This window comes from Variovorax sp. GW822-FHT04E09, assembly GCF_058800845.1.
Window position 1 is genome coordinate 113801 of record NZ_JBXAMR010000006.1, and the last position, 24311, is coordinate 138111.

Sequence of the window (24311 nt, forward strand, 5' to 3'; positions counted from 1 at the left end):
ATGGAACCCTCGGGCATTTCTTGTATAGGTATTGTGGATATTCTCTGCTGGAAGGCGCTGGGCATTCTAACTTGTCAAAACCTTATCCACATGCTGCGCTGCACATGGAAAGGCCCGCAAATCCAGTCGAAGATTGTTCCGGCGGCCAATGTTTGCGATAATTGCGGGTTTCCCTGAAAAGCCTTCACAGCGTCTTTCGGGGGCCATCCGAAACTCGCTCCCCCAGCGCTCGCCGGGTTTTTGCATGCCTTCATGCGGAAACCGGCGCAAACAGGGAATCAGGAAACCATCATGAAACGCACTTACCAAGCATCCAAAGTCCGCCGCGCCCGTACCCACGGCTTTCTGGTCCGCATGAAGACCCGTGGCGGCCGCGCCGTGATCAACGCACGCCGCGCCAAGGGCCGCAAGCGCCTGGCCGTCTGACGGCACCCCACCTGCCGTTGTCAGCCGCCGACACGTCCGCGCAGGCTCCTGCAGCCTCTGCGCCTGGCCCCGCCAGCAGCGACGTCCGCGGCCCGGCTTCCTTGCAGCGGCTCAAGACCCGCGCGCAATTCCAGGCCGTCCTCGCAGGTGCCACCGTGGCGCGCACTGCCCATTTCGCATTGCACCGCTGTGCGCTCGATGTTTCTCCATCGGGCGCCGCTTCGCTGTTTCCGTCCGATGAGGTCTGGCTGGGCGCCATGGTGCCCAAGCGCTGGGCACGCCGCGCGGTGACGCGCAACGCCATCAAGCGCCAGATCTACGCCGTGAGCGCCGGGCCCGGCGTCGTGTTGCCGCGTGCCGCGCACGTGGTGCGTTTGCGCGCCGGTTTCGATCGCAAGGCGTTCGTGAGCGCCTCCTCGGACAAGCTCAAGGCCGCCGTGCGCGCCGAGCTCCAGCAGCTGCTGGCGCGCGCCGGGCGTCCGCCGGCACCGGCTGCCGCCTCCCCCGCACCTGCCTCCGCATGAAACGCCTGCTGATTGGCCTCGTGAAGGGCTACCGCCTGCTGCTGAGCCCCTGGCTCGGGCAGTCGTGCCGCTTCACGCCGACCTGCTCCGTGTATTCGATCGAGGCGCTGGAAGTGCACGGCGCGCTCAAGGGCAGCTACCTGACTCTGCACCGCATCGCGCGCTGCCAGCCTTGGTGCCAGGGCGGCCACGATCCGGTTCCACCGAAATCACAGCGTCGCACTGACAAGTCAGGATCGCTGTTTTCGTCTCTTCTCTCCTCCGACAAGAAGTCTTCGTCATGAACGATATCCGCCGCACGATCCTGTGGGTGATTTTTGGTTTCTCGCTCGTGCTGCTGTGGGACCAATGGCAGGTCTTCAACGGCAACAAGCCGACCTTCCTGCCGTCGACCAAGCCCGCCGCCACGGCGCCGGCCACGGGCAGCGCTGCCAACAACGGCGTGCCGACCGCGGCTGCCGCAGCCGGCGGCACCGCGGGCGCCGTGCCCACGCAGGCGGCCCCGGCCGCACCGCGCGAGCAGGTCGTGGTGACCTCCGACCTGTTCAAGGCGACGATCGACAGCGAAGGCGCCACGGTCAACCACCTCGAACTGCTCAAGTACGACGAAGCCGACCGCACCAAGCGCGTCGTGCTGTTCGAGAACGGCTCGCCCGCCACGCGCTACGTGGCGCAGACCGGCCTGCTGAACCCCGTGGCCGGCGACGCTTTCCCCAACCACCTGACGGCCATGACGCCCAAGGCCGGTCCGCGCACGATGGCCGACGGCCAGAACACGCTCGAGGTGAGCTTCGAAAGCGCCCCGGTCGGCGGCCTGAAGTACATCAAGACCTACGTGTTCAAGCGTGACGACTACGTCATCGGCGTGCGCCACGAAGTGGTCAACATGAGCGACCAGCCGCGCGACGCGCAGCTGTACATGCAGCTGCTGCGCCACGGCACCGTGGCCGCCGGCACCATGTTCGGCACCAACACCTTCACCGGCCCGGCCGCGTACACCAACGAAAAGAAGTTCCACAAGCTCGACTTCAAGGACATCGCCAAGGGCAAGGTCGAGCCGCCGCCGCCGGCCAATGACGGCTGGATCGCGATGGTGCAGCACTACTTCGCGTCGGCCTGGCTGCTCAAGGGCGACCCGGCCAGCGAACAGCTGCGCCGCGAATTCCGCGTGAAGGACCTGGGCGACAACCTCTTCACCGTGGCCATGGTCGCCACGCTGCCGAAGATCGCCCCGGGCGCCACGCAGGTCGTGAACAGCGCGCTGTTCGCCGGCCCCGAAGAAGAAAAGAAGCTCGAAGCCATCGCCCCCGGCCTGGACCTAGTGAAGGACTACGGCATCTTCGCGATCATCTCCAAGCCGCTGTACTGGCTGCTCACGCAACTGCACGGCATCCTGGGCAACTGGGGCTGGGCGATCGTGGCGCTGGTGGTGCTGCTGAAGGCGGCCTTCTACTGGCTCAACGCCAAGGCCTACGCCAGCATGGCCAAGATGAAGGCCATCAACCCCAAGATCATGGAAATGCGCGAGCGGCTGAAGGACAAGCCGCAAGAGATGCAGCAGGAAATGATGCGGATCTACAAGACCGAGAAGGTCAATCCGATGGGCGGCTGCTTCCCCATCGTGATCCAGATCCCGGTGTTCATCGCGCTGTACTGGGTGCTGCTGTCGTCGGTTGAAATGCGCCACGCCCCGTGGATCGGCTGGATCACCGACCTGTCGGCACCCGATCCCTGGTACATCCTGCCGATCGTCATGACGGCCACCTCGCTGTTCCAGACCTGGCTCAACCCGACGCCGCCCGATCCGATGCAGGCCAAGCTGATGTGGATCATGCCGCTCGCGTTCAGCGTGATGTTCATCTTCTTCCCGGCCGGCCTGGTGCTGTACTGGATCACGAACAACGTGCTGTCGATCGCGCAGCAGTGGTTCATCAACAAGCGACTGGGCGTGCTGGGCAAATAAGTAAGCCACACGGCCTCCGCCACCCGCAAAGGGCCGCATCCGCGGCCCTTTGCTTTTTGCTGAAAGAATCGCGCTGTCATGACCCTCGCCCGCACCACCGATCCCATCGTCGCCATCGCCACCGCCCCGGGGCGCGGAGCGGTCGGCATCGTTCGCGTGTCGGGCGCCCGGTTGGCGCCGCTGGTCCAAGCGCTGTGCGCCCGCGCCCTCAAGCCGCGCGAAGCCACCTACCTGCCCTTTCGCGATGCGCAGGGCGAGCCGGTCGACCACGGCCTGGCGATCCATTTCCCGACGCCGCATTCCTACACCGGCGAAGACGTGCTCGAACTGCAGGCGCACGGCGGCCCGGTCGTGCTGCAGCTGTTGCTGTCGCGCTGCCTCGAGGCCGCGGCCGAAATCGATCTGGCCACCGGCCGCCCGCGCCTGCCCGGCCTGCGCGTGGCCGAGCCGGGCGAGTTCAGTCAGCGCGCCTTTCTCAACGGCAAGATCGACCTGGCCCAGGCCGAGGCCATCGCCGACCTGATCGACGCGAGCACCGAAGCCGCCGCGCGCAGCGCCGGGCGCTCGCTGTCGGGCGCTTTCTCGCGCGAGATCCACACGCTGCGCGACGCGCTGATCCACCTGCGCATGCTGGTCGAGGCCACGCTCGATTTCCCCGAGGAAGAGATCGACTTCCTCCAGAAAGCCGACGCGACCGGCCAGCTGCAGCGGCTGCAGGCGCAACTGGCCGCCGTGCAACAGCGCGCCAAGCAAGGCGCGTTGCTGCGCGAAGGCATCAAGGTGGTGATCGCGGGCCAGCCCAACGCCGGCAAGAGCTCGCTGCTCAATGCGCTGGCCGGCGCCGAGCTGGCCATCGTGAGCGCCATCGCGGGCACCACGCGCGACGTGGTCTCGCAGACCATCCAGATCCACGGCGTGCCGCTGCACGTGGCCGACACCGCCGGCCTGCGCGACAGCACCGACGAGGTCGAGCAGATCGGCGTGGCGCGCGCCTGGGGGCAGATCGAAAGCGCCGACGCCGTGCTGTTCCTGCACGACCTGACGCGCGCCGGCCAGCCCGACTACGCCGCTGCCGACGCCGAGATCCTGGCCGGCCTGCGGCGCAAGCTGCCGGCGAGCGTGCCGGTGCTCGATGTGTGGAACAAGCAGGACGCGGCGGCGTCGGCCGCGCCGCCGTCCGAAGGCATTGCGCTGTCGGCCAAGACCGGCGCGGGCATCGAGGCGCTGCGCGATCAGTTGCTGGCGATGGCCGGCTGGCAGGCCGTGCCCGAGGGCGTCTACCTGGCGCGCGCACGCCACGTGCAGGCGCTGGCCCGCGTCGAGACGCACCTCGCGCTGGCGGCGGCCCACCTGGCGGCGCAGGCGCAGCTGCTCGACCTGCTGGCCGAGGAGCTGCGGCTGGCGCAGAACGCGCTCAACGAGATCACCGGTGAGTTCGGCGCGGACGACCTGCTGGGGGTCATCTTTTCGCGCTTCTGTATCGGGAAATAGCGACACATGCGTGCGCTTCGCTGGTGAAAGCGTAAACAGTTGTAGCCGAACCTCGGGGCCTTCGCGGATACTTCGGATCACTTGCGGGGGTCGAGAAAAACATGTCCATCCAGAACCTGAGCCGCTCCATTGCGGAGAACCTGAGCGCCGACGCGTTCGCGCTGACCTTGAGCGTCGCGCAGTGGGACACGCTCGCGGGTTATCTGCAGCCCATCGAAACCGCGATCGGCGACGTGCTGATCTCGCAGGGCACGCACGACCGCTCGGTGTTCTTCGTCGAAAGCGGCGCCATCAGCGTGCATCGCGTCAGCAGCAAGGAGCAGATGCGCTTGGCCGTGCTGTCGCCGGGCTCGGTGGTGGGCGAAGGCTCGTTCTTCTCGCGCGAGCCGCATGCGGCCAACGTGGTGGTCACCGGCGCGGGGCGCGTGTGGCGCCTCACGGCCGTGCGGTTCTCCGAGATGTCGAACCGCCAGCCCAACATGGCGCTGGACATCGCGATGGCGCTCGGCGCCGTGATTGCCAAGCGCATGGCGCACCGCTCCAAGCGGGTGGCCGTCACCTGAGTTGAGCGGAGCCTTCCCGCTCGCCGCGCGCTGCCAGCCGCCGCACAACAACAAGAACAAGTCTTCGTTTCCGATCCCGAGAATTGCTGGTGAGCCATGGCCTTGATCTGCCCGGTCTGTGACGCGGACAACCGCGAGGGTGCCAATTTCTGCAGGAACTGCGGTGGCCGGCTGTCGGCCGCCGACCGCGTGCCGCCCCCGGCGCCCAGCCCTGCCGACCGCGAATGGGCCACCACCGCACCGGCCCAGTTGCGCGCGCCGACCATTCCCGCGCCGCTGTTCGATCCTTCCGAGTCGAAGCGCGCGTCGTCGCCTGCGTCCAACGGCTGGAGGCCCGAGCCGCCGCCCCCGCCACCGCCCGCGGATGAAAAAACCGTGATCGTGGCATCGGGGCGTGGGGGCGCCGCATCGTCCTTGCCTCCGTCCCCGCGGGCCGACCGGCCAAAGACGCGGATCAAGGTCAAGCGCATCAAGCCGCCCGAACCGGTGCTGCGCCCGCGCGGCATCGGGCTGTGGCTGGGGCTGCTCGCGGTCGCGCTGCTGCTGGTGGTCGCGGGCTGGCTGGGCTATGGGACCGGCAGCAAGGCGCCCGAGCCGGCCGTGGCACCGACTCCTGTCGTCGCGCCGGCTCCCGCCGCGACGCCACCGGTGGTCGAAGCACCGCCGGTCGCGACCGAGCCTGAGCCGCCCGCGGAAGCGATCACCGAGCCGGCGGAAGCCGCACCCAAGCCGACACCCGTCGCGAAGCCGCGCAAGCCGGTGACGCCTCCTCCGCCGACGCCCCAGGCTCCAGCAGCCGCGGCGCCCGTGGCGGCTGCCCCGGCACCTGCGCCCGCGTCACCGGCCCCGCCGGTCGACCCGCAGGCCCAATGCGGCGACCGCAACTTCATCGCCAAGGCGCAATGCATGGCGGCCCAGTGCGTGAAGCCCGAGTACAGGTCGCACGCACAGTGCGAAGCGGTGCGCCGTCAGCAGCGCATCGAAGAAGAAAAGCGCAACCCGTCGCTCTTGAACTGAGCCCGCGCCGGCGGCCTCAGCCCTTTTGCAGCCGCTCGATGGCAATTGCCAGCGCGGCGGGCTTGCCCGACAGCACGAGGGTGTCGCCGTCCGACAGCAGCGTGTCGTCGGCCGGCACGCGCGCCTGGCCGTCCTGGCGGCGCAGGCTGGCCACCCGCACACCCAGCGTCGGCAGCGCAATCCGTCCGAGCGTCTGGCCGATGGCGCGTGCGCCCGGCGTGAGCGTGAAGCTGTTCAGGCGCTCGTGATCGATCTCGTCGGCGTTGTCGTCGTCGGCGCCGTGGAAGTAGCCGCGCAGCAGGTTGTAGCGCGCGTCGCGCTGGTCCTGCACCACGCGAATCACGCGTCGCATCGGCACGCCGACCAGCGCCAGCGCATGGCTGGCGAGCATCAGGGACCCCTCGATGGCCTCGGGCACCACCTCGGTGGCGCCGGCGGCCTGCAGCTTCTCGAGGTCGTGGTCGTCCTGGGTGCGCACGATCACCGGCACGTGCGGCGCGTGGGCGCGGGTGTTGGCCAGCACCTTCATCGCGCCCCCCACGTCGAGGTAGGTGACGACCACCGCGCTGGCGCGCGCCAGGCCCGCGGCCATCAGCGCCTGCAGCCGCGCCGCGTCGCCGAACACCACCGAATCGCCGGCCGCGGCGGCCTGCCGCACGCGGTCGGGGTCCAGGTCGAGCGCCATGTAGGGGATGCCTTCGCGCTCCAGGATGCGCGCCAGGTTCTGGCCGCAGCGTCCGTAGCCGCAGATGATCACGTGCTGCGCGGTGTTGATGGTCTTGCGCGCGATGGTCGTCATCTGCAGCGACTGCTGCAGCCAGTCGCTGGCCACCAGCTTGCGCACGATGGCGTTGCTGTACATGATGATGAACGGCGTGGCCAGCATCGACAGCACCATCGACGCCAGCACGGGGTTGGCCAGCCATGGCGGCAGCAGGTTGCGGTCCTGCGCGAGCGCCAGCAGCACGAAGCCGAACTCGCCGGCCTGCGCCAGGTACAGGCCGGTGCGCAGCGACACGCCCGAGGTCGCGCCCAGCACCCGCGCCAGCACCGTCACCAGCCCCAGCTTGAACAGCAGTGGCACCAGCAGCAGCACCGCCACCAGCAGCCAGCGCTCGACCACGATGTGCCAGTCGAGCGACATGCCGACGGTGATGAAGAACAGCCCCAGCAGCACATCGTGAAAGGGGCGGATGTCGGTCTCGACCTGGTGCTTGTATTCGGTCTCCGACACCAGCATGCCGGCGATGAAGGCGCCCAGCGCCAGGCTCAGGCCGGCCAGCTCGGTGAGCCAGGCCAGGCCCAGCGTGATCAGCAGCACGTTCAGGATGAACAGCTCCTCGCTGCGCCGCCGCGCGACCAGCGTGAGCCACCAGCGCATGATGCGCGGCCCGCCGTACAGCAGCACGCCGATGAGGAAGGTGGCCTTCACCAGCGCGAAGCCCAAGGCCTTGGCCAGCGCCTCGGGCGGCGCGCCCAATGCGGGAATCAGCACCAGCAGCGGCACCACGGCCAAGTCTTGAAACAGCAGCACGCCCATCACGCGCTTGCCGTGCTCGCTCTCCAGTTCGAGCCGCTCGGCCATCAGCTTGACCACGATGGCGGTGCTGCTCATGGTGAGCGCGCTCGACAGCGCCAGCGTGGTCTGCCACCCCAGCTGCCAGGCCGGCGGCAGCTGCGTGGCGATGATCAGTGCGCCGGCGGTGGCCAGCGCCATGGTCAGCAGCACCTGCGCCATGCCCAGCCCGAACACGTGCTTGCGCATGGCGCGCAGCTTGGGTAGGCTGAACTCGAGCCCGATCACAAACATCAGGAACACCACGCCGAATTCGCCCAGGTGGCGGATGCCTTCGGTTTCGTTGCCGCCCGTCAATGCAAACGCATGCGGCCCGATCAGCACCCCCGCCGAGAGATAGCCCAGCATCGGCGGCAGCTTGAGCGACCGGCAGGCCACCACGCCGATCACCGCGGCCAACAGATACAACAGCGTGAGATCGAACGAAGACATAGGCGCCGATGCTAGAGCAATGTCCGTGCCCCGGGCTTCCCCGGGCCATGTGATCCCCGACCGCGCCCGCCTCGTAAAATCCGGCGATGAGCTCCCGCCCCGCCCCGACCCACGTGGTCGACCCCGACGCCATCCTGGCCCGGGCACGCGTCACATTCGACATCGAAGCCGAAGCCGTCCTCGGCCTGAAGGCCCGCGTCGGCCCGAGTTTCGTCGAGGCCGTGCGCAAGATCCTTGAAGTGCGCGGCCGCGTGGTCGTGATGGGCATGGGCAAGAGCGGCCACGTCGGCCGCAAGATCGCCGCCACCCTCGCCTCCACCGGCACGCCCGCGATGTTCGTGCACCCGGCCGAGGCCAGCCATGGCGACCTCGGCATGATCAAGGCGGTCGACCTCGTGCTCGCCATCTCCAACAGCGGCGAGGTCGACGAACTCACCGTGCTGCTGCCGGTGGTCAAGCGCCAGGGCGTGCCCCTGATCGCCATGACCGGCCGCCCCGATTCCACGCTGGCGCGCCATGCCGACATCGTGATCGACGCCGGCGTCGCCAAGGAAGCCTGTCCGTTGAACCTCGCGCCCACCGCGAGCACCACCGCGCAGATCGCCATGGGCGACGCGCTGGCCGTGGCCCTGCTCGACGCGCGCGGTTTCGGCTCCGAAGATTTCGCGCGCTCGCACCCCGGTGGCGCGCTGGGTCGCAAGCTGCTCACCCACGTGAGCGATGTCATGCGCTCGGGCGACGAAGTGCCGTGCGTGCCGCCGACCGCCACCGTCAGCGAGCTGATGCGCGCGATGAGCATCAAGGGCTTCGGCGCCGCCGCGGTGGTCGAGCCCGACGGCCGGGCGCTGGGCATCTTCACCGACGGCGACCTGCGCCGCCTGATCGAGGCCGGCGCCGACCTGCGCACGCCCAAGGCGGCCGACATCATGCACCGCGACCCGCGCACCATCCGCGTCGACGCGCTGGCGGTGGAGGCGGCCGAACTCATGGAGCAATGCGGCATCACCCGCCTGTTCGTGATCGACGGCGCGGGGGTGATCGTCGGCGCGGTGAACACCAACGACTTGATGCGCGCGAAGGTCATCTGATGCCGCTTGATTTCCAGGCCGAGACCCTGCTGGCCGCGCAAGACGTGCGCATCGTCTTCTTCGACATCGACGGCGTGCTGACCGACGGCGGCGTGTACTTCACCGAGCACGGCGAGACGCTCAAGCGCTTCAGCATCCTCGACGGCTACGGCCTCAAGCTGCTGCGCAAGGCCGGCATCACGCCGGCCGTGATCACCGGGCGCGACTCCAAGCCGCTGCGCGTGCGGCTCGAGGCGCTGGGCATCGAGCACGTGCGCTACGGCACCGAAGACAAGCTGCCCGCCGCCGAGGCCATGCTGAAGCAGCTCGGCTTCACCTGGGCGCAGGCCGCCGCCATCGGCGACGACTGGCCCGACCTGCCGGTGCTGACCCGCGTCGGCTTCGCAGCAGCGCCGGCCAACGCGCACGCCGAAGTGCGTGCCGTGGCGCGCTATGTCACCACCGCACGCGGCGGCGAAGGCGCGGCGCGCGAATTCTGCGACCTGCTGTTGACGGCTTGCGGCCAGTACCGCCCGCTGCTCGACGCTGCCTTGGGCCCCCGGCCATGAGCCCGCAGCTGCGACGCGCCTGGAACCTGACGCGCGATGTGCTCGACCGCACCACCATCTACCTGCCGATCATCCTGATGGCGGGCGTGGCGCTGGGCACCTACTGGCTGGTGCGCAATGCGCCCAAGCTGCTGGAGCCCACCGTCAAGGCGGCGCCCACGCACGAGCCCGACTACTTCATGCGGGACTTCGTCATCAAGAACTTCCTGCCCAACGGCGACCTGCGCAGCGAGCTGCACGGCACCGAGGGGCGGCACTACCCGGACACCGACACCATCGAGGTCGACCAGGTGCGCATGCGCTCCGTGTCGCCCGAGGGGCTGGTCACGCGCTCGTCGGCGAACCGGGGGCTGTCGAATTCCGATGGCAGCGAGATCCAGCTGTTCGGCAACGCGATCGTGATCCGCGAACCCGCGGTCAGCGCGAGCGGCAAGGCCACGCCGCGCCTCGAGTTCCGCGGCGAGTTCCTGCATGCGTTCCTCGACACCGAGAAGGTGCAGTCGAACAAGCCGGTCACGCTCATCCGCGGCAGCGACCAGTTCACGGGCGATACGCTCGACTACGACAACCTGAGCGGCGTGGCCAACCTCACGGGCCGCGTGCGCGGCGTGCTGGTGCCGTCGGCCGCCGCAGGCAAGCCGCGTTGAGCGGCGGCCACACAAGAACAAGTTCCCGGGAGACGATCCACGCATGACCACCGCCGCACCGCTCGTCTTCATCACCGGCGCCTCCAGCGGCATCGGCCAGGCCCTGGCCGCGTCTTTCTACGACGCGGGCTACCGGCTGGCACTGGTTGCGCGGCGCACGGGCGAGATCGACACCTGGGCGACAGGCCGCCAGCTGGACGTGGGCCGCTACCAGGTCTACGGCGCCGACGTGGCCGACACCGACAGCATCGTGGCCGCCGGTGCCGACTGCATCGTGCGCCAGGGCGTGCCCGACGTGGTGATCGCCAACGCCGGCATCAGCATCGGCATCGACACGGCCGAGCGTTCGGACCTCGACGTGCTGGCGCGCACCTTCGCCGTCAACAACGTGGGGCTGGCCGCCACCTTCCATCCCTTCGTGCAGGCCATGGTGCAGCGCGGCAGCGGGCGGCTCGTGGGCATCGGCAGCGTCGCCGCCATCCGCGGGCTGCCGGGGCACGGCGCCTACTGCGCGAGCAAGGCCGGCGTGGTCGCGTACTGCGAAAGCCTGCGCGGGGAACTGCACAACAGCGGGGTGAAGGTCGTCACGCTCTGCCCGGGCTACATCGACACGCCGCTGACGCAGGGCAACCGCTACGGCATGCCCTTTCTCATGCAGCCCGAGGACTTTGCGGCCCAGGCGTTGCGCGCCATCGAGGCCGGCACGAGCTACCGCGTGATTCCGTGGCAGATGGGCGTGGTCGCCAAGGTCATGCGCCTGCTGCCCAATGCCGTGCTCGACCGCGCGGTGCAGGGCCGGGCGCGCAAGAAGCGCAGCGGCGAAGCCTGAGCTTCATGCCGATTGCACAGCGGGCACAGCGCGCAGGCAAAGAAAAAGGCTCCCGCGGGAGCCTTTTGTGTTTGTGTGCCGTGAGGCATGCGAAGGAGTGAACGGGGTTCAGTACCCACCGTTGCCGCCGCCGCCGTAGCCGCCACCGCCGCTGCGACCACCGCCGCCGCCACGGGGACCTGCGCCGTAGGGGCTGCGGAAACCGCCATCGCCACCACCGCCGCCGCCACCCGAACGACCACCACCGCCGCCGCCGTAGCCGCCGCCACCGCCGGAACGGCCACCGCCGCCACCACCGTAGCCGCCACCACCGCCGCCGCCGTAGCCACCGCCGCCGCCACCACCGCCATAACCACCGCCGCCGCCGCCGTAGCCGCCGCCACCGCTGCGGGGGGGGCGTGCTTCCATGGGACGTGCTTCATTGACGACCACGCTGCGGCCGCCCAGGGGTTGGCCGTTCATGCCGTTGATGGCGGCCTGTGCTTCCGCGTCACTGCCCATCTCGACGAAGCCGAAGCCCTTCGAGCGACCCGTGTCGCGCTCCATCATGACCTTGGCGCTGGTCACTGCGCCGAACTGGCCGAAGGCCTGCTCGAGATCACCGTCGCGCACCGAGTAAGGCAGGTTGCCGACGTAGAGTTTGTTGCCCATCAAGGGACTCCTATAAACACATCAAGAAAAGCGATGGAGTCCCGAAAGCATCACTCAAACGAGAGCCGCCGAGCCGCGCGAAACTGACCGATCACCGAATTGCTCCCGCCCAAAATCAAGAGGGATGCTCGTGCATTATGGGTGAAATATCAAAAAAGCAAGCAGGAATTTGCGTCTTGAGGTAGCACCTTTCGAAACTAGTAGAAGTTAGCGCACGCCTACCTGTTTGAGCCGGGGGAATTGACGATGCGGCTACAATTTGCGGGTCATTGGGGAGTAGCCGCCTTCCGCATACGAGAAGGGCCCGCGTCAACAGACTTGTCCTTGCCCCACGAGGACATGGCGCGTGCAGTGAACACACCTGGCGAGACCTTTGACCGCACAACTTCGGGAATATGGCCGAAGGTGTTGTGCGGTCAATTGCGTCCTTCGGCCCAAGGAACCCCACATCCATCATGGAAGCTTTTCTCGTTGCAACGGGCGTGGTCGCGCTCGCCGAAATGGGCGACAAGACCCAACTCCTGGCCCTTCTGCTGGCCGCGCGCTTCAGGAAACCCTGGCCGATCGTGTTCGGCATCTTTGTCGCCACGGTCATCAACCACGCGCTGGCCGGCGCGGTCGGCAACTACATCACGCGCTGGCTCGGCCCCGAGGTGCTGCGCTGGATCCTGGGCGGTTCGTTCATCGCGATGGCCGTCTGGATGCTGATTCCCGACAAGCTCGATGAAGACGACGCCCCCGGCGTCTCGAAGTTCGGCGTCTTCGGCACCACGGTGATCGCCTTCTTCCTGGCCGAGATGGGCGACAAGACCCAGATCGCCACCGTCATGCTGGCCGCCCGCTTCACGCAGGACTACGCCTGGGTCGTCGTTGGCACCACGCTGGGCATGATGCTGGCCAATGCGCCGGTCGTGTGGCTGGGCGACAAGATCGTGCGGCGCGTGCCGATCAAGCTGGTGCACGGCATCTCGGCGGCGATCTTCCTGGTGCTGGGCGTCGTGATGATCGTCGGCTGGTAGCAGGAAAAAGTCACGGGGCTATACTTGCCCTGCGCCGATTTGCTTCAGCTTGCGGGCGCTTTATAAATTCTGCTAAAGACGGCTGCCGAACCCGGCTCGTTTTTGGCGAGGCCGGGTTTTTTCATTCATGTCGTCGTCGTCACCTTTGGTCGTCACCCCTCAGTCGATGCAGTTCGCAGGTCCGTTGGCCCTGCGCAGCGGCGCCTCGATCAGCGGCTACACGCTCGCCTACGAAACCTACGGCACCCTCAATGCCGAGCGCAGCAATGCGGTGCTGGTGTGCCATGCGCTCAACGCCTCGCACCACGTCGCGGGCGTGTACGAGGGCCAGGCCCGCTCCGAGGGCTGGTGGGACAACATGGTGGGCCCGGGCAAGCCGCTGGACACCGACCGCTTCTTCGTGATCGGCGTCAACAACCTCGGCTCCTGCTTCGGCTCGACCGGTCCGATGCACGTGAACCCCGCCAACGGCCGCGTCTACGGCGCCGATTTCCCGGTGGTCACGGTCGAAGACTGGGTCGACGCCCAGGCGGCGCTGCTCGATGCGCTCGGCATCCGCACGCTCGCGGCCGTGATGGGCGGCAGCCTCGGCGGCATGCAGGCGCTGTCGTGGACGCTGCAGTACCCCGATCGCGTGCGGCACGCCGTGGTGGTGGCCAGCGCGCCCAACCTCACGGCCGAGAACATCGCCTTCAACGAGGTGGCGCGCCGCGCCATCGTGACCGACCCCGACTTCCACGGCGGCCACTTCTACGAATACGGCGTGGTGCCCAAGCGCGGCCTGCGCATCGCCCGCATGATCGGCCACATCACCTACCTGAGCGACGACGTGATGAACGCCAAGTTCGGGCGCATCCTGCGCAGTGCCGTCGAAGGCGAGGTGGCGGGGCTCGACTACCGCTATTCCACGCAGGACATCGAGTTCCAGATCGAAAGCTACCTGCGCTACCAGGGCGACAAGTTCAGCGAGTACTTCGACGCCAACACCTACCTGCTGATCACCCGCGCGCTCGACTACTTCGACCCCGCGCGCCACCACGGCGGCCAGCTCAGCACGGCGCTGGCGCAGGCCACGGCCAAGTTCCTGCTCGTGAGCTTCAAGACCGACTGGCGCTTCTCGCCCGCGCGCAGCCGCGAGATCGTGAAGGCGCTGCTCGACAACCGCCGCAACGTGAGCTACGCCGAGATCGACGCGCCGCACGGCCACGACGCCTTCCTGCTCGACGACGTGCGCTACATGGGCGTGGTGCGCTCGTACTTCGAACGCGTCGCCAAGGAATTCCAATGAGCGACATCGAACACCAACGACTGATTGCACAGCTCGTGCCGCAAGGCTCGCGCGTGCTCGACCTGGGCTGCGGCGACGGCGCCCTGCTCGACCTGCTGCAGCGCGAGCGCGGCTGCACCGGCTACGGCGTGGAGATCGCGGACGGCAACGTGCTGCAGTGCATCCGCCGCGGCGTCGACGTGATCCAGCTGAACCTCGACGAAGGCCTGGCGATGTTCGACGACGCCACCTTCGACGTGGTGCTGCAGATCGACACGCTACAGCACCTGCGCAACGCCGAGGTCATGCTGCGCGAGACCGCACGCGTGGGCCGCTTCGGCATCGTCGCCTTTCCCAATTTCGCGCACTGGCCCAACCGCCTGAGCGTGGCGCGCGGGCGCATGCCCGTGACGCGCCGCCTGCCCTACCAGTGGTACGACACGCCCAACATCCGCGTCGGCACCTACAAGGACTTCGAGGTGCTGGCCGGCAAGAACAACCTGCGCGTGCTCGACGCCTTCGGCCTGCAGAACGGGCGCGACGTGCGCTGGCTGCCCAACGCGCGCGCCAGCACGGCGGTGTTCAAGTTCGAGCGGGGCGGCTGAGCACGCCGCCCCTGCACCGCACGGACATCGGGTCGGAATGAGCTTCACGCTCGCGCAGCCGGTTCACAGCGAACTGCTCATCAAGAAAAGCCGCTTCATCGGCTGCGTGCAACCGGTGCCCGACCGCGCGGCCGCGCTGGCGGTGGTCGCCTCGCTGCGCGCGGAACACCCGGGTGCAGCGCACGTGTGCTGGGCCCTCATGGCCGGCGGCCAGTCGGCGGCGAACGACGACGGCGAGCCCGGCGGCACGGCCGGACGCCCGATGTTGGAGGTGCTGCGCCACCAGCAGGTGGAAGGTGCGCTCGCGACCGTGGTGCGCTACTTCGGCGGCGTGAAGCTCGGCGCCGGCGGGCTCGTGCGGGCCTACACCGACGCCGTGGCGCAGGCCCTGCTCGGCGCCACGCTGGTGCCGCTCGTGCGCCAGCGCCAGCTGCAGTGCGCCGTGCCCTATGCGCTCGAGGGGCTGGTGCGGCGCGAGCTGGCCGCCATCGGTGCGGTGCTGGAAGACGTGCAGCACGGCGACGACGTGCGCTTTGCCTTCGCGCTGCCCGCGCCCGAGGCCGATGCTTTCATCGCGCGACTCGACGATGCTGCGCAAGGGCGCGTCGTCTGGCCGACGGCGTGAGCCGCTTCGCCGGCGCCTTGCCCGAAGCCTGCTCCGCCGTGAGGGCGAGCACGCCGCGCGATGCGAGCGCGATCGGCTCCGCCAGGTCGTCGTCGACGCTGCGCCGCGTCATCTCGGCCGTGACGATGCCGGTGGGCACGGCCAGCACGCCCCAGCCCAGCAGCATCATCACCGAGGCGATCGCGCGGCCCAGGTCGGTCTTGGGCACGAGGTCGCCGAAGCCGACCGTGGCCATGGTCGAGATCGCCCAGTAGATCGCCACCGGAATGCTGGTGAAGCCGTGCGTCGGGCCTTCGACCACGTACATCAACGTGCCCATCACCAGCACCACGAGCATCACGAAGCCCACGAACACCGTGATCTTCCGGCGGCTCGATGCCACCGCCTGCACCAGTGCGCGGTACTCCACCGAATAGCGCGAGAGCTTGAAGATGCGGAACACGCGCAGCAGCCGCAGGACGCGCACGTCGATCAGGTAGGCCAGTTCGGGCGCGAAGGCCACGAGAAAGGTCGGCAGCAGCGCCAGCAGGTCGATCACGCCGTAGAAGCTCAATGCGTAGCGCAGCGGCTTGTTCACGCAGCACAGCCGCGCGATGTACTCCAGCGTGAAGAGAATCGTGAACACCCATTCGAGGGCATTGAACAGAGGCCGCCACTGGTCGCGGATCGACTGCACGCTGTCCAGGATGACGACCAGCACGCTCATCACGATCACCGCGATCAGCGTCAGGTCGAACCACAGGCCGGCGGGCGTGTCGGCCTCGAAGATCACGGTGAACAGCTTGCGGCGCCAACCACTGGCCGGCTTGTCGAACCGCGAGTCGGTGGCAGCAGGCGTGGAGAGGGCTTCGATGTTCGGACGAATCAGGCGGGTCATGAGGGCATTGTCATGGGGTCGGGCGACTTATTCAGTTACGCTTCTTGCGCAATGAAGTGCCGCATGCCGCGGGCGCCTTCTTACGATAGTCCCCTTTCTTGAGGAGCTCCCCTTTGGCCACACAGTCCCCCTTTTTCGGCAAGCGCGATCGTGACACCGACTCGCTGACGTCCCGTCCCGCACCGCTGGTTGGTTCGGGCACCAATCTCTCGGGCACTCCCGTCAATCCCTCCTCGTTGACCGCGCAGGCCGGCCTGGCCCCGGTGGCCGCCGCTCCCGCCGTCAAGGAAGGCGGCAGCAAGCTCACCGTCGGCCCGAACATCAAGCTCAAGGGCGTCGAGATCACCGATTGCGACACGCTCGTGGTCGAGGGCCTGGTCGAAGCGACCATGGACTCGCGCCTGATGCAGATCGCCGAACAGGGCGAGTTCAAGGGCTCGGCCGAAATCGACATCGCCGAGATCCGCGGCGTGTTCGACGGCAACCTCACCGTGCGCGAAAAGCTCGTCATCCACTCGACCGGCAAGGTCACCGGCAAGATCCGCTACGGCAAGATCGTGATCGAAGAAGGCGGCCAGCTGTCGGGCGAAATCAGCTTCGGCGCCAAGGCGTCGTAAGCCAGCCCACGCAGGCCGCCCTCAGGCGGCCGGCGGCTTCCATCCCAGGCGCTCCAGCAAGGCACCGGCCGCGGCCGGTGCCTTTTCTTTGGCGCCGTTGATGAAGTACACGAACACGTCGCGCGCCTTCGGTGCAGCGGCCCAGCCCTGCGCGCGCTCGGCCCAGGTGTCGAGCGCCTTCGGCCCGTAGCCGGTCTTGAGCTTGGCGTCGGCCATCATGAGCCGCGCATAGGCGACGTCGCCTTCAGGCTCCTCGAACGATGGAAACTTGTCGGCGTCGGTGAACACGGTCGACACCTTGTGCTTCTTCGCGAGCGCCTTGTAGGCGGGCACGATGAAGCTCTCGTGGCGCACGTCCATCACGTGGCGCAGCACGCGGCTGCCCTCCTTCTTGGGCAGCAGCTCCAGGAATGCCTCGAAGTCTTCCGCATCGAACTGCTTGGTCGGCATGAACTGCCAGACGATCGGCCCGAGCTTGTCTCCGAGCTCGGCCACGCCGCTGTCGATGAAGCGCTGGATCGACTCGCCCGCGGTCGCCAGCACCTTGCGGTTGGTGGTGAAGCGCGAGGCCTTCATCGAGAACATGAAGTCGTCGGGCGTGTCGTCGCGCCACTTGCGGAAGGTCTCGGGCTTGAAGGTGCTGTAGTAGGTGCCGTTGATCTCGATGGCGCTGACCTGCCGGCTGGCGTAGTTCAACTCCTTCGCGTGAGCGAGGCCCTTGGGGTAGAAGTTGTCGCGCCAGGGCTCGAAGGTCCAGCCGCCTATCCCTGCCTTGATCCGCGTCGATGTTGCCTTGCTCACATTGCACTCCGGGTTTTGAGATCGCCCGCACTCTACGCGCGCTCGCCGCGAGGCGCAAAATGCGTTTTTTCGTCCCCGCGGAGAACCCCCCGATGAACGCCCCCCTGCACCGTGAAATGCCCGCCGGCACGCTCGACGCGACGCGCGCCCTCTCTGATGTCACCGCCCAATGGGACGGCGACATCGTCAAGCAACTCACCGACTACATCGCCATCCCCGCCAAGTCGCCCGGCTTCGACAAGGACTGGTCGGCCAACGGCTACCTGGAGACCGTGCTGCGCAACGCCGCGGCCTGGGTCGAGGCGCAGAAGGTCGAGGGCCTGAAGCTGGAAATCGTGCGCCTCGAAGGCCGCACGCCGGTGCTGTTCTTCGAAGTGCCGGCCACCGGCACGAACATGGCCGAGACCGTGCTCATGTACGGCCACCTCGACAAGCAACCCGAGTTCACCGGCTGGCGCAACGACCTCGGCCCGTGGACGCCCAAGTACGAGAACGGCCTGCTCTACGGCCGCGGCGGCGCCGACGACGGCTACGCCGTGTACGCCAGCGTGGCCGCGCTGCAGGCGCTCAAGGCCCAGGGCGTGGCGCACCCGCGCATCGTCGGCCTCATCGAGACCTGCGAGGAAAGCGGCTCCTACGACCTGCTGCCCTACGTCGACGCGCTGCGTCCGCGCCTGGGCGAGGTCGAGCTGGTGATCTGCCTCGACTCGGGTGCCGGCAACTACGACCAGCTGTGGCTCACGACCTCGCTGCGCGGCATGGCCAGCGGCACGCTCAAGGTCGAGGTGCTGACCGAAGGCATCCATTCGGGCGACGCCTCGGGCCTGGTGCCCTCGAGCTTCCGCATCATGCGGCAGGTGCTCGACCGCCTCGAAGACAGCGCCACCGGCCGCCTGCTGCCCGCCAGCTTCCATTGCGAAGTGCCGGCTGACCGCCTGGCGCAGGCCAAGGCCACCGCGGCCATCCTCGGCGACGAGGTCTACAAGCGCTTCCCGTGGGCGCACTACGACTGCGGCGGCTCGACCATGTTCGCGCTGCCGACCACCACCGACCCGGTCGAGGCGCTGCTCAACCGCACCTGGAAGCCCACGCTGTCGGTCACCGGCGCCGAAGGCTTCCCGGCCCTGAAGGACGCGGGCAACGTGCTGCGTCCCTACACCGCCTTCAAGCTCTCGCTGCGCCTGCCGCCGCTGGTCGATGCGGCCGAGACGGTGCAAAAGCTCAAGGCCCTGCTCGAGGACAACGCGCCCTACCAGGCACGCGTCACCTTCGAGAGCGGCGGCGGCGCCACTGGCTGGAACGCGCCCACCATCACGCCGTGGTTCGAGGACGCGCTCAACAAGGCCTCGCGCGCGCACTTCGGCGCCTCCTGCGGCTACATCGGCCAGGGCGGCACGATCCCGCTGATGAACATGCTGAGCGCCGGCTTCCCGGCCGCGCAGATGATGGTCTGCGGCGTGCTGGGCCCGAAGAGCAACGCGCACGGCCCCAACGAGTTCCTGCACGTGCCCTACGCCAAGAAGCTGACGGCCGCCGTGGCCGAGGTCATTGCGGCCCTGCCCGTCGCGCACCGCGCCGCGGCTGCGGAGCCGGTGGCGGCTTGAGCGCCGCGCCGGGCCGCCCCAAGCAAGCGCGCTCCCGCTTGGCGGGACGGCGCGCAGCGCCAAGGGTGCACCAATGAGCGCCGCGCCGGGCCGCCCCAAGCAAGCTCGCTCCCGCCTGGCGGGAAGGCGCGCAGCGCCAAGGGTGCACCCATGAGCGACGCGCTGCCCTTGCCGCACCGCGTGTCGCTGTCCACGCAGGACGGCGAGACGCTGGCGCTGCGGCGGCTGCCCGCCGCCGGCAGGCCCCGCGCCGTGGTGGTCGTGGTGCACGGGCTGGGCGAGCACGCGGGGCGTTATCACGGCCTGGCCAAGCAATTGCACGGCTGGGGCTTCGCGGTCTGGGCGCACGACCACCACGGGCACGGCGAATCCACCGGTGCGCGCGGCGGCCTGCCCAGCGAGCTGCGGCTGGTCGACGACCTGGCCCTGGTGATCGACGATGCGCGCCGCGAGAACCCCGGTGTGCCGCTGGTGCTGCTGGGCCACAGCCTGGGCGGCCTGGTCGCCGCGAGCCTGGTGGCGCGCGGCGTGCGGCCGGTCGATGCGTTGGTGCTCTCGTCGCCGGGGCTCGACCCGGGGCTGAACGGTTTCCAGAAGATGCTGCTGGCGGTGCTGCCGCGCATCGCGCCCAACCTGCGCGTGGGCAACGGGCTCGACGACAACTGCCTCTCGCACGACCCGGTGGTGGTGCAGGCCTACCGCGACGATCCGCTCACGCATGACCGTATCGGCAGTCGGCTGGCGCGTTTTCTCGCCTACGAAGGTGCCACGGTGCAGCAGCACGCGGCGCGCTGGCCGGTGCCCACGCTGCTGGTCTACGCGGGCGACGACCGGCTCGTGCGGCCGGCGGCCAGCCGCGCCTTCGCGGCCGCTGCCGCGCCCAGCGGCAACGTCGAGGCGAAGTGCTTCGACGCGCTGTACCACGAGCTCTTCAACGAACTCGATGCGGAGCCCGTGTTCGACACGCTGCAGCGCTGGCTCGACCGGCGGTTTCCGGTGGCGGCTGTTCCCGCGCGCGTGGCCTGAGGCTCAGGCCTTGGCCACCGGCGCGCGCCGGCGTTGCGTCTGCGCGAGCCAGAGCAGCGCGGCGCCGGTCAGGGCCACCGGCAGCAGCGAGCCGTAGTTCAACAGCTGCCAGCCCTGCGTGGTCACGAGCACGCCCGAGGCGAACGAGGTCAGCGCCAGCGTCGCGAACACGCAGAAGTTGAGCGCGCCCTGGGCCCGGTCGCGCTCCTCGGCCGTGTAGGCCGTGAGCGACAGCGTCGTGCTGCCGGTGAACAGGAAATTCCAGCCCACGCCGAGCAGGAACAGCGCGACCAGGAAGTGGTGCAGGTCCACGCCCGACAGCGCCACCACGATGCAGCCGAGGTTGAGCGCCAGCCCCACCCCCATCACCGGCAGCGCGCCGAAACGGCGGATCAGGTGGCCGGTGAAGAAGCCTGGCGCGAACATGCCGATCACGTGCCATTCGAGCACCAGCGCCGCGTCGGAAAACGGCAGGCTGCAGATCTGCATCGCGATGGGCGTGGCGGCCATCAGCAGGTTCATCACGCCGTAGCTCAGCGCGCCTGCGGCGGCCGACACGATGAACACGGGCTGGCGCATGATCTCGCCCAGCGGCCTGCCGCCGCCGGCTTCCCTGCGGGTCGGCGAGGGCGGGAATTCGATGAAATGCATCACCGCCATCGAGAGCAATGCCACCGCCGCCAGCGCGATGTAGGCGCCGGCGAAGGGCACGGAGAGCGCCTCGCGCGTGAAGGTCGCCAGGTTCGGCCCCGCCACCGCACCGATCAGGCCCCCGGCCATCACCATCGACACGGCCTTCTCGCGCCAGGCCGGCAGTGCCAGCTCGGCCGCCGCGAAACGGTAGAGCCCGGCGTTGGCGTTGTAGTAGCCGGCGACCAGGGTGGCGAAGCACAGCAGCCAGAAGTTCTTCGAGGACGCCGCGTAGGCGCACAGCAGCGCCGAGCCGACCGCCACCGCCAGCCCGATCTGGAACGAACCGCGGCGGCCGAAGCGCTGCTGCGTGCGCGCCACCAGTCCCGTGCTCAGCGCGCCGCCCACCACGTAACCCATCACAGGCAGCGTGGCCATCCACCCCTGCGGCGCGATGCCCAGGCCCACGAGACCGTTGATGGCGATGAAGGTGACGTTGTTGGTCAGGAGCAGGCCCTGGCAGATGGCCAGGAGCCACAGATTGCGATTCATGGGGCGCGGTTCTACGCGATTGGCCGGCGAAGGCAAGGCGCCGGCCAAAAAAAAAAGCGCCCTCGCGGGCGCCGGAATTCTGAGAATGAAATTCGCCGGGTGGCAGGTCAGGTCGGCTTGTTGCCTTGCAGCAGACCGCTGAGCGAGCCCAGCAGGTCGTCCTGGTTGCCGAGGCCTTGCTCGGGCACCTTGCCCTGCGGCGTGAGCTGGTTGATGAGGGCCGGCAGCATGGTGGCCAGCATCGGCAGCAGCATTTGTGCGTTGATGCCGAGTTTGGAGGCGATGGCGGCGATCGTGTCGCCGCCCAGCGCGTTCTGCAGCTGATCGCCCGACACCGGCTTGTTTTCACCGTTGCCGATCCACGAGCCGATCACGTCGCCCATGCCTGCCTGCTCGAACTTCGAGACCATGCCGCCGAGGCCGCCCTGCCCGCCGTTGTTGGCAAGCAGGCCGCCCAGGGCGCCGGCGAGGCTTCCGAGATCTCCCAATCCCCCGAGGCCACCGCCCTGCGGTTGCTGCTGCTGTGCAGCGCCTCCTAGCACCTGACCGAGTACCGAATCGAGCAACCCCATGACCATTCCTTGGTGTGTGACAGAAACGCTCACATTTTCCAATGTGGCGACCCGCTTGCCGAAAGTGGCGCGGCCACTTTCGAACTGGCAACGTGACAAATTACTTGCTGCGTGCTGCGCGTTTCGGCAGGAGCGCGGGGCTGACGCCCTGCACACCGACCAAGCCGAGCACGGTGACGAGCGAATTCTGCGCGCCTTTCCATGCATCTGTCACGTCAATCGACTCGGCCAGCGAGTGGAATCCGCCCGACTTGCCGCCGCCGCCGATGATGATGGCCGGGATGCCCAGCGAAATGGGAACGTTCGCATCCGTGCTGCCGCCGCGCAGCAGCGTTTTGTGGCCGAAAGCACTGTTGGCACGTGTGGCGGCCTCGACGATCACCGAGTCGGGCGCCGTGCGGCCACCCGGGCGGTCGCCGATGAGCTTGGTGCTCACGCTCAGGCTGCTCACGTTCCAGCGCTTGTTCTCTTCCGCCACGGCCTCGTCGAGCGTGGCGAGGATCTTCTTCTCGGTCTCGAGCAGCGAGGCCATGTCGTCCGAGCGGATGTCGATGGCCATGCGCGCATCGGGCGCGATGGTGTTCACCGAGGTGCCGCCGCCGACGGTGCCGACGGTGAAGGTGGTCTTGGGGAAACTCGGCGTGCGCACGTCGGCGATCTTGGCGATCGCGCGGCCCATGCCGTGGATCGCGCTGGGCACCTGCCCGAAGGCGCCGAAGCTGTGGCCGCCCGGGCCCTTGAAGGTGACTTCGTAGCGGTGGCTCGCGGTACCGAGCACCAGCACGTGGCCGTCGGGCGAGGGCTCCAGGCCGACCATGCCGTCGATGTCCAGGTGGTCGCGGAAGATGGCCTTCATGCCGCGCAGGTTGCCCAGTTCTTCCTCGCCGACGTTGGCAACGATCATCAGGTCGCCCACGGTCTGGATCTTGTTGTCGTTGAGCACCTTGAGCCACGACAGCAGCACCGACAGGCCGCGCGTGTCGTCGCCGATGCCGGGCGCGAAGAGCTTGCCGTCGCGCTCCTTCACCTTCACATCGGTGCCGGCCGGAAAGACCGTATCGAGGTGCGCCGAGATCAGCAGCTTGGGGCCGTTGCCCGTGCCCTTGCGCAGGCCGACCACGTTGCCCTCGGCGTCGATCTTCGCGTCCGGCAGGCCGAGCGCCTTTAGTCGGGCCAGGAAGGCTTCGGCGCGCTTCTGTTCCTTGAAGGGCGGCGCCTCGATCTCGGTCAGCGTCTTCAGTTCTTCGACCGTGCGTTCGTGGTCAGCCTTGACCGATTCCAGCAGCTTGCGGATCGCGGGCGATGCCATGAGCTGGGTGTAGGCCTGGTCGACCGCGGGGCTGACTTGCGCCGGCGTGGGCGCAACGGCCTGGCTCTGGGCGTGAACGGCGGGCATGGCGCACAGCGCGGCCAGGACGAGGGGGGCGAGACGAAGCGCGCGGGATGAACGAGGCATGGGGGGAGCGGTCCTTCCGGGAGGCGGATTGAACAAGGAAAAAACGAAGCGGCCATTGTTCCGCAGGCGCCCGGTGTGCGCCTCGCGGAAAACACCCCCCGAACCGCTCAGGCGCCGACGAGCGACACCAGCGCCGCGAGTGCCGCGGTTTCTGCGCGCAGCACCCGCGCGCCGAGCGTGGCCGGTGCGAAGCCGCGCGCGATGGCGTCCTGTTCCTCGGTGGCGCTGAGACCGCCTTCGGGGCCGCTCAGCACGAGCGCCGGTTGCGCGGTGGGTGTCTCTGCGGCCACGGCGGTGACGGCGCGCGTGCCGTCGGCCAGGCTTAGCACCAGTCGCGTCGCTGCCGTATCCGCGGCGGCAGCGCTGCCGAGCCAGCCTGCGAAGGACTGCACCGGATGGATCACCGGCACGCGATTGCGACCGCACTGCTCGCAGGCCGCAACGGCGATGGCTTCCCAGTGCGCCCGCTTCTTCTCGGCGCGTTCGCCCGACAGGCGCAGCACGCCGTGCGCCGTGGCCAGCGGCTGGATGCTGGCCACGCCGAGCTCGGTGGCCTTCTCGACCAGCCAGTCCATGCGCTCGTTGGCCGGCATGCCGACCGCGAGGTGCACGGCGCGGGCCGCTTCGCGCTCGATGGGCGTGTGGGCCCCCACCGTCACAGCGACCTCGCTGCGGCCCATGCGCTCGACCGTCGCGGCGTACTCGCCGCCCGCGCCGTCGAACAGGGTGAGCGTGTCGCCGGGCTGCATGCGCAGCACCTGCACATGGCGCGCGGCGCCCGGCGGCAGCGCCAGGCTGGCGCCGGCGGTCAGCGGCACGGAGCAGTGAAAACGGGGCATGCGATGAGATCAGGAGCTGACGGCGCCCGTGGTGCGGGCGCTACAGCGATTTTCTTTTTCGGCTTT

The 24311-nt window shown here is 68.5% G+C and carries 26 protein-coding genes and 1 riboswitch; of the genes, 18 read left to right on the forward strand and 8 right to left on the reverse strand.

Annotation, left to right across the window (positions count from 1 at the left end; translation table 11 throughout):
• Positions 1-291: 291 nt before the first annotated feature.
• From rpmH to AC1RL8_RS23310, 7 genes are all read left to right on the forward strand, one after another.
• Complete coding sequence (rpmH, locus tag AC1RL8_RS23280) at positions 292-426, forward strand: 50S ribosomal protein L34 (protein WP_007834827.1); 135 nt, start codon at positions 292-294, stop codon at positions 424-426.
• Between the two features lie 101 nt (positions 427-527).
• Positions 528-950, forward strand: coding sequence for a ribonuclease P protein component (locus tag AC1RL8_RS23285; RefSeq protein ID WP_492686770.1), 423 nt, complete (start codon positions 528-530; stop codon positions 948-950).
• Positions 947-1234, forward strand: coding sequence for a membrane protein insertion efficiency factor YidD (gene yidD / locus AC1RL8_RS23290; RefSeq protein ID WP_056574909.1), 288 nt, complete (start codon positions 947-949; stop codon positions 1232-1234). The genes AC1RL8_RS23285 and yidD overlap by 4 nt, the downstream gene beginning before the upstream one ends.
• Positions 1231-2913, forward strand: coding sequence for a membrane protein insertase YidC (gene yidC / locus AC1RL8_RS23295; RefSeq protein ID WP_492686769.1), 1683 nt, complete (start codon positions 1231-1233; stop codon positions 2911-2913). Before yidD ends, yidC begins: the two co-directional genes overlap by 4 nt.
• A gap of 78 nt (positions 2914-2991) precedes the next feature.
• Complete coding sequence (gene mnmE / locus AC1RL8_RS23300) at positions 2992-4404, forward strand: tRNA uridine-5-carboxymethylaminomethyl(34) synthesis GTPase MnmE (protein WP_492686768.1); 1413 nt, start codon at positions 2992-2994, stop codon at positions 4402-4404.
• A 101-nt stretch (positions 4405-4505) separates the two neighbouring features.
• Positions 4506-4967: a Crp/Fnr family transcriptional regulator gene (locus AC1RL8_RS23305; protein WP_070063366.1), complete on the forward strand. Its 462-nt coding sequence runs from the start codon at positions 4506-4508 to the stop codon at positions 4965-4967.
• 96 nt (positions 4968-5063) lie between these two features.
• Positions 5064-5984 (forward strand): zinc ribbon domain-containing protein, encoded by a 921-nt coding sequence (locus AC1RL8_RS23310; protein WP_492686767.1) that lies wholly within the window; start codon positions 5064-5066, stop codon positions 5982-5984.
• A 16-nt stretch (positions 5985-6000) separates the two neighbouring features.
• On the opposite strand, the gene AC1RL8_RS23315 is transcribed toward AC1RL8_RS23310, so the two are convergent.
• Positions 6001-7992, reverse strand: a complete 1992-nt coding sequence (locus AC1RL8_RS23315; RefSeq protein WP_492686766.1) for a monovalent cation:proton antiporter family protein — start codon at positions 7990-7992, stop codon at positions 6001-6003.
• A gap of 86 nt (positions 7993-8078) precedes the next feature.
• On the opposite strand from AC1RL8_RS23315, the gene AC1RL8_RS23320 reads away from it, so the two are divergent.
• Genes AC1RL8_RS23320 through AC1RL8_RS23335 form a run of 4 tightly spaced genes read left to right on the forward strand, consistent with a single transcriptional unit; the run spans position 8079 to position 11104 of the window.
• Complete coding sequence (locus tag AC1RL8_RS23320; protein WP_062473617.1) at positions 8079-9080, forward strand: KpsF/GutQ family sugar-phosphate isomerase; 1002 nt, start codon at positions 8079-8081, stop codon at positions 9078-9080.
• A complete protein-coding gene (locus AC1RL8_RS23325; protein WP_062473615.1) occupies positions 9080-9628 on the forward strand; it encodes a KdsC family phosphatase in 549 nt (182 codons plus the stop codon). Before AC1RL8_RS23320 ends, AC1RL8_RS23325 begins: the two co-directional genes overlap by 1 nt.
• A complete protein-coding gene (gene lptC, locus AC1RL8_RS23330) occupies positions 9625-10275 on the forward strand; it encodes an LPS export ABC transporter periplasmic protein LptC (RefSeq protein ID WP_070063362.1) in 651 nt (216 codons plus the stop codon). Before AC1RL8_RS23325 ends, lptC begins: the two co-directional genes overlap by 4 nt.
• A 43-nt stretch (positions 10276-10318) precedes the next feature.
• Positions 10319-11104, forward strand: coding sequence for an SDR family oxidoreductase (locus tag AC1RL8_RS23335; RefSeq protein WP_492686765.1), 786 nt, complete (start codon positions 10319-10321; stop codon positions 11102-11104).
• A 108-nt stretch (positions 11105-11212) separates the two neighbouring features.
• Here the strand turns inward: AC1RL8_RS23335 and rbp are convergent, their stop codons facing one another.
• Complete coding sequence (rbp, locus tag AC1RL8_RS23340) at positions 11213-11755, reverse strand: RNA-binding regulator (RefSeq protein ID WP_492686764.1); 543 nt, start codon at positions 11753-11755, stop codon at positions 11213-11215.
• 259 nt (positions 11756-12014) lie between these two features.
• Positions 12015-12201, forward strand: a riboswitch (yybP-ykoY riboswitch).
• A gap of 9 nt (positions 12202-12210) precedes the next feature.
• Here rbp and AC1RL8_RS23345 point away from each other — a divergent pair.
• From AC1RL8_RS23345 to AC1RL8_RS23360, 4 genes are all read left to right on the forward strand, one after another.
• Entirely contained in the window at positions 12211-12774 is a 564-nt protein-coding gene (locus tag AC1RL8_RS23345; RefSeq protein ID WP_062473609.1) for a TMEM165/GDT1 family protein, read from the forward strand.
• Between the two features lie 127 nt (positions 12775-12901).
• A complete protein-coding gene (gene metX, locus AC1RL8_RS23350) occupies positions 12902-14062 on the forward strand; it encodes a homoserine O-succinyltransferase MetX (protein WP_062473608.1) in 1161 nt (386 codons plus the stop codon).
• On the forward strand, positions 14059-14646 hold the full coding sequence (gene metW, locus AC1RL8_RS23355) for a methionine biosynthesis protein MetW (protein ID WP_159279095.1): 588 nt from the start codon (positions 14059-14061) through the stop codon (positions 14644-14646). The genes metX and metW overlap by 4 nt, the downstream gene beginning before the upstream one ends.
• A 37-nt stretch (positions 14647-14683) precedes the next feature.
• Positions 14684-15271: an IMPACT family protein gene (locus AC1RL8_RS23360; protein ID WP_099794232.1), complete on the forward strand. Its 588-nt coding sequence runs from the start codon at positions 14684-14686 to the stop codon at positions 15269-15271.
• Here AC1RL8_RS23360 and AC1RL8_RS23365 read toward each other — a convergent pair.
• Positions 15216-16148 (reverse strand): ion transporter, encoded by a 933-nt coding sequence (locus tag AC1RL8_RS23365; RefSeq protein ID WP_492686763.1) that lies wholly within the window; start codon positions 16146-16148, stop codon positions 15216-15218. The two genes, AC1RL8_RS23360 and AC1RL8_RS23365, sit on opposite strands and share 56 nt — an antisense overlap.
• 113 nt (positions 16149-16261) lie before the next feature.
• On the opposite strand from AC1RL8_RS23365, the gene AC1RL8_RS23370 reads away from it, so the two are divergent.
• Complete coding sequence (locus tag AC1RL8_RS23370) at positions 16262-16765, forward strand: bactofilin family protein (protein ID WP_099794230.1); 504 nt, start codon at positions 16262-16264, stop codon at positions 16763-16765.
• A 21-nt stretch (positions 16766-16786) separates the two neighbouring features.
• Here the strand turns inward: AC1RL8_RS23370 and AC1RL8_RS23375 are convergent, their stop codons facing one another.
• The gene (locus tag AC1RL8_RS23375) at positions 16787-17566 is read right to left on the reverse strand and encodes a DUF72 domain-containing protein (RefSeq protein WP_492686762.1); all 780 of its coding nucleotides are present in this window, start codon (positions 17564-17566) and stop codon (positions 16787-16789) included.
• Between the two features lie 92 nt (positions 17567-17658).
• Between AC1RL8_RS23375 and AC1RL8_RS23380 the strand changes: the two genes are divergently transcribed.
• Together AC1RL8_RS23380 and AC1RL8_RS23385 are read left to right on the forward strand one after the other, a co-directional pair.
• Positions 17659-19170 (forward strand): M20 family metallopeptidase, encoded by a 1512-nt coding sequence (locus AC1RL8_RS23380; protein WP_492686761.1) that lies wholly within the window; start codon positions 17659-17661, stop codon positions 19168-19170.
• Positions 19171-19320: 150 nt separating this feature from the next.
• On the forward strand, positions 19321-20196 hold the full coding sequence (locus AC1RL8_RS23385; protein ID WP_492686760.1) for an alpha/beta hydrolase: 876 nt from the start codon (positions 19321-19323) through the stop codon (positions 20194-20196).
• A 3-nt stretch (positions 20197-20199) separates the two neighbouring features.
• Here the strand turns inward: AC1RL8_RS23385 and AC1RL8_RS23390 are convergent, their stop codons facing one another.
• The 4 genes from AC1RL8_RS23390 to AC1RL8_RS23405 all read right to left on the reverse strand — a co-directional run bounded on the left by AC1RL8_RS23390 (position 20200) and on the right by AC1RL8_RS23405 (position 24245).
• On the reverse strand, positions 20200-21378 hold the full coding sequence (locus tag AC1RL8_RS23390) for an MFS transporter (protein ID WP_492686759.1): 1179 nt from the start codon (positions 21376-21378) through the stop codon (positions 20200-20202).
• Between the two features lie 107 nt (positions 21379-21485).
• The gene (locus AC1RL8_RS23395) at positions 21486-21950 is read right to left on the reverse strand and encodes a YidB family protein (protein ID WP_095948391.1); all 465 of its coding nucleotides are present in this window, start codon (positions 21948-21950) and stop codon (positions 21486-21488) included.
• A 100-nt stretch (positions 21951-22050) separates the two neighbouring features.
• Positions 22051-23406: a M20/M25/M40 family metallo-hydrolase gene (locus tag AC1RL8_RS23400; protein WP_492686758.1), complete on the reverse strand. Its 1356-nt coding sequence runs from the start codon at positions 23404-23406 to the stop codon at positions 22051-22053.
• A gap of 107 nt (positions 23407-23513) precedes the next feature.
• Positions 23514-24245 carry a 16S rRNA (uracil(1498)-N(3))-methyltransferase gene (locus AC1RL8_RS23405; RefSeq protein WP_492686757.1) on the reverse strand — a complete coding sequence of 244 codons (732 nt, stop codon included), beginning with the start codon at positions 24243-24245 and terminating at the stop codon, positions 23514-23516.
• Between the last annotated feature and the right edge of the window lie 66 nt (positions 24246-24311).